Origin of the sequence: Legionella worsleiensis, from assembly GCF_001467535.1 — a bacterium.
GTDB lineage: Bacteria > Pseudomonadota > Gammaproteobacteria > Legionellales > Legionellaceae > Legionella > Legionella worsleiensis.
In genome coordinates this window covers 625-5,019 of the sequence record NZ_LNZC01000029.1, presented here as the reverse complement: position 1 = coordinate 5,019, position 4,395 = coordinate 625, and the positions used below count along the sequence as shown (strand labels likewise).

Sequence of the window (4,395 nt, the reverse complement as noted above, 5' to 3'; positions counted from 1 at the left end):
CATACAGATCACGCCACCCGTGATTAAGATCTTCAATCAAATTAATGTTCCATTGTCTGCACCAGTTTTTAAAACGTTTTTCACGTCGAGCGTCCTCCTGGTAAGTTGAATGCATTTCTTAATAGACCGACATATGAACATTATACCGTGCAGGTAAATCCCCATGAATGAGTCCAGACCAAATGTTGGAGAGTGTGACACTGCAGGGAGATCCTTCGCTGTGCTCAGGATGCGAATTGCTCCTGCCTACGTGCCTCGGCTTGTCCGAGGCATCCAAGAGATCTGGATTAAGAACACATTTCCTCATACAGATCACGCCACCCGTGATTAAGATCTTCAATCAAATTAATGTTCCATTATCTGCACCAGTTTTTAAAACGTTTTTCACGTCGAGCGTCCTCCAGGTAAGTTGAATGCATTTCTTAATAGACCAACATATGAACATTATACCGTGCAGGTAAATCCCATGAATGAGTCCAGACCAAATGTTGGAGAGTGTGCCACTGCAGGGAGATACCTCGCTGCGTTTGGGATTACGTGGGGAGTTACGAAAAAGTTACATCTAGTCACCATCTATTCAATGATTACTCTGTTTTAATATTCGCCAACCAATCCCCATGAATGAGTCCAGACCAATTTTTTTATTTCTTTGGTGGCCACGATGCTGTCCATAAGAATTTCTTTGGAGGAATTTCTGGAGGCTATAACTATCAGATTAGCGCAGTGTTTTACTGGGATAATGATTGTGGCAGTAAAGTGTTGTTTAATCGTTTGGACAAGAGCCCACTGCTCTTTATAATTTGCAAGATTAACCGCTAGAAAACCATCTTCTTTTAAGCTGTTTCGGCATGAATTAAAAAAATCATCAGTTGCACATTCTTGGGGAAAATGATGAGCATCATACAAATCAACAATCAGATGCTTGTACTCAAAATTTTTCTCTTGTAAGAAATCCTCTGCGTTTTGATGAATTATTTTTAGGTTAGTTAATCGTTGCACCATAAAAAATTGCTTGGCGATTTGAATGATCTCTTCACTACACTCTACCGCCGTTATGGGTTGATTTGGGTTGTTGTGGAAAAGCATATGGGCTATTCCACCGCCACCCAATCCTAACACGCAACAATTTTCAGGATAGTGACGAGTCATTAAGCTAAGTGAGGGGAGATAACGCAGAATTGGTTTGTACGGTTTTCGTTTGTTAATGACCGTTTGTAACGCACTACTTCCCAGAGTTAACCAACGATAACCCGGATTTTCAAAAACCTGAAAGCCCGAAGATGAAGTATAAATGCAGTGCCCAAATTTCGTTTTCCACATTAAGTCTGTTGTCCTTAATTTTAATTAGAAGCAATTTGTTTTTTTTTATGCGTGGTTGTCTTTTAAATTAACTTCTGTTAAGTTCGCTCACGTAAGTAAGCCTAAAATAACATATTATTCTGACAAGGAGTCATGCAGATGTTTCAAAATCCTGATAAATTTTTAAGGGGGCATGCGCCAAGGGCAAAAAGTTTGGAGAAGTTAACGCCTGTATCTTCAACCAGTCTTCCTGATACAGACAGAGTGGTTTTAGCAGCTAAAGATACTGCGGAAGGTGAATCAGCCCAAGGATCTCAATATTATTTAAAGAGCCACGTTGATAATCCACGTCTTGCGGAACTTGAAGCTTATTGTGCATCCATTTGTCGTTTTATTGCGCCTCAATACGTTCCAAAAACTCGAGGCTATTATAATCAGGATGGCCAAACAACTCACGTGGCTTCAAAGGCAATCGCTGATTTTCGTTCAAATTATGACGATCCGCTTGACATTCTTGATCTTAAAATAAACAACCCTGAAATACATCAGGAATTTATTGCCCGTAGCATGGGGCTCTTAATTAAACCGATTCTTGATTACTATAGTTCTAAAGCCCCTATAAGTGGAATAAAGTATAATACTTCTTTGCGTTTTCTTTCTTCGTGGTTTGCGGCAATACCGTCTCATTATCAAATGCAATTAATACTTACTCAAGCTCTTGATAATCGAATCACTTCGTCTATTACAAAGGTGATCGAAGCGTTGAAGGCACGAATTGCTTATATGAAGGCTCAAGCGGTAAGACCGCATGATTTTTTAACAGAGTACAATCTCTTGCATCAGGCTCTTCCTCAATTTCAGGCTATGGCTGTAATGGGCGATATTGAGCATCCTATGTATTGGTCTATTAAAGACATGGAACGTTTAGATCGTGCTGCCAGATTAAGTAAGATTGATCTGAGTCAAGCGGGAGAACAAATTGAACTGGAATTAGATGGAGTTCAATATACAGTACCGTCCAGAGATTTAATCAATTATCGCATCATTAAAGGACTTGGCGTAGGTTTAACTACACTCTTTATCTCCAAAGAAGGAGACGGCCATAATGGTAATATGTCCAAAGAAGGTTTTACGGTGGATTTTGATTGGAATAAAGCGAATATTCTCTCTGCATATAGGCCTGCTGATGTGTTTAATGATCAATTTAGAAACATCGATGATGTTAAGTTTTCCTGCAATGAACATAACATAAAATATTTTCCAGATGTAAACGAACCCCATTTGTTTTACTGGCCCACAAAACAGCCAGACTTTAGATCACTTTTTTTAATAAATTTTGGTAAGCTTTTGTCCGATATTGACAGAGAACTAGTCGATACGGATATGCTGTTTAATATTGTACCTTTAAAAATCGTTGATGCTGCATTGGAATACATGTCAAACGAATTATCTGAAAATCAAAACATCATTGATCAACTTAATAATTTTATTCGTTTTATTAATGAACTTGGTGAAAACCAACCTTTGGACAAATTGATTATTAAACAAAAAATTAAATATCTGTTTAACAGTATTTTGAGTCAGGCTAACGAATTTTTAAATCAGTATTCTTTTCATGAACATCCATTAGATGCACAAAAGATAGACTTTTATTTACAAAATGCCCAGCGTGCAGTTTACCAATTTATTAAGAATTATGAGAGCTTACGAGAGTTATTCGTTCATTCGGCTCAACAGCCAACGCCTGGTGATGAGTTAACAGGCCTTGATTTGTCCAAAATAGAGCGTTTGGAGAATCTATTCCAGCATAGCGATCGTATTGTTGCTGATCTTAAGAACTATATGGATGAAGAAATTGCAAATGTATTTAAAAGCTTTGAACGTTTTAAGCGTCATTCATTTACTGTTGAGGACAATACTCGTTATAAATTGCTTGCTGGACATCCAGTATTTATTTTTCATAAATACAAAACACTGCTCAAGTACGTTTTGACCGATCCCGAAGTATTTCGCCAGCTTGCGGAACTTAATATTACTTTAAGTCCTGCGCAATCCTCTAACGATAATGAACCATCCATTCATGAACAATTGATTAGGGATGAGATAGACCGCATTCAGGAAATAAGGAATACTCTTATTTCAATGGCTGACTTTAAACAGTTTCTCAAAGAACATGATCAAGTGGCGTTTGAGCTGATAAAAGAGGAATTAAGTAGTGAACAGATAAAATACAGCGCTAAATCCAGGGATCAGGGGTATTATCAATCACTAGTTGATGCCCTGGATCCAGACCGGTTGCACGATCGTTTTCAAGCTTTGTGCAGAGAATGTTTTGCTGAAGAGCTTTTATCTTCGGAGGATGATGTTATATGCCATGTACGTGTAAATTAGAGTTTCTTCAAGGGTACGCACAGCAAGAAAAAAGTGCGTATAACTAACTCAAGAATATCTTATAATGAAACACTAAGCTACCTTCTTCCAAAGGCAGGAGAAGGCAGCTTCTTGGTATAGTCCCGTGAGAATAGTTAGCCTTCATGCAGCGTAAGCGAAATCAAGGAATTACTCTCTAAATCTCTCCGTAGGCTCATGCACCGAGTTAGCCCAATTTCTGGTTGTTTTTCTGTCTTTAAATAATGATGAAAACACAATGCGGGCTGGATTATAGGAGAATAAAAAGCACAGCATATAAAAAACCTTGATTTCGCTAGCGCTGCATCAAGGCTTGTATCTTTAATGTGTAAGCAAAAAAGCTTAATCTCAAGGGCACTTGGGATGGGAGAAGAGATCTTGAATCAAGGCAAGGCATAAAGCCTGTAGCGTAGAGTAGGACCTTCTCCCCACTTATCTATCGACCGAACAGTATCTTAGGCCACCTTCAGAAAGTAAGCCTGTATTCACAAGCATGGTCAATTGATAAATAACCCTAAGTGTTTTTCACAAGCTATTGGAGATTAGCATGACTCAATATGATTTTGTAGGTGTAGATGTGGCTAAAGATAAATTTGATATAGCAATTGATATCAATGGCCATTATAGGCATTTGGTTTTTTCAAATTCACCTAAAGGCCATAAGGAGTTTCATGACTGGCTGACTCG

Annotated in this window: 2 protein-coding genes and 1 pseudogene; 1 reads left to right on the top strand and 2 read right to left on the bottom strand. The window is 38.3% G+C overall.

Translation table 11 applies throughout. The annotated features are described in order from the left end of the window. Together Lwor_RS14165 and Lwor_RS11345 are read right to left on the bottom strand one after the other, a co-directional pair. Positions 1-151, bottom strand: a pseudogene (locus Lwor_RS14165) (GIY-YIG nuclease family protein); the annotation flags it as partial. A 443-nt stretch (positions 152-594) separates the two neighbouring features. Beyond that, the gene (locus Lwor_RS11345) at positions 595-1,320 is read right to left on the bottom strand and encodes a spermidine synthase (protein WP_058494001.1); all 726 of its coding nucleotides are present in this window, start codon (positions 1,318-1,320) and stop codon (positions 595-597) included. A 138-nt stretch (positions 1,321-1,458) separates the two neighbouring features. Between Lwor_RS11345 and Lwor_RS11340 the strand changes: the two genes are divergently transcribed. Beyond that, the gene (locus Lwor_RS11340) at positions 1,459-3,690 is read left to right on the top strand and encodes a hypothetical protein (protein ID WP_058494000.1); all 2,232 of its coding nucleotides are present in this window, start codon (positions 1,459-1,461) and stop codon (positions 3,688-3,690) included. Positions 3,691-4,395 lie beyond the last annotated feature (705 nt).

Excerpts from the sequence above, each read along its gene's own strand:
- Lwor_RS11345 (WP_058494001.1), bottom strand. The coding sequence starts at position 1,320 with ATGTGGAAAACGAAATTTGGGCACTGCATTTATACTTCATCTTCGGGC.
- Lwor_RS11340 (WP_058494000.1), top strand. The coding sequence starts at position 1,459 with ATGTTTCAAAATCCTGATAAATTTTTAAGGGGGCATGCGCCAAGGGCA.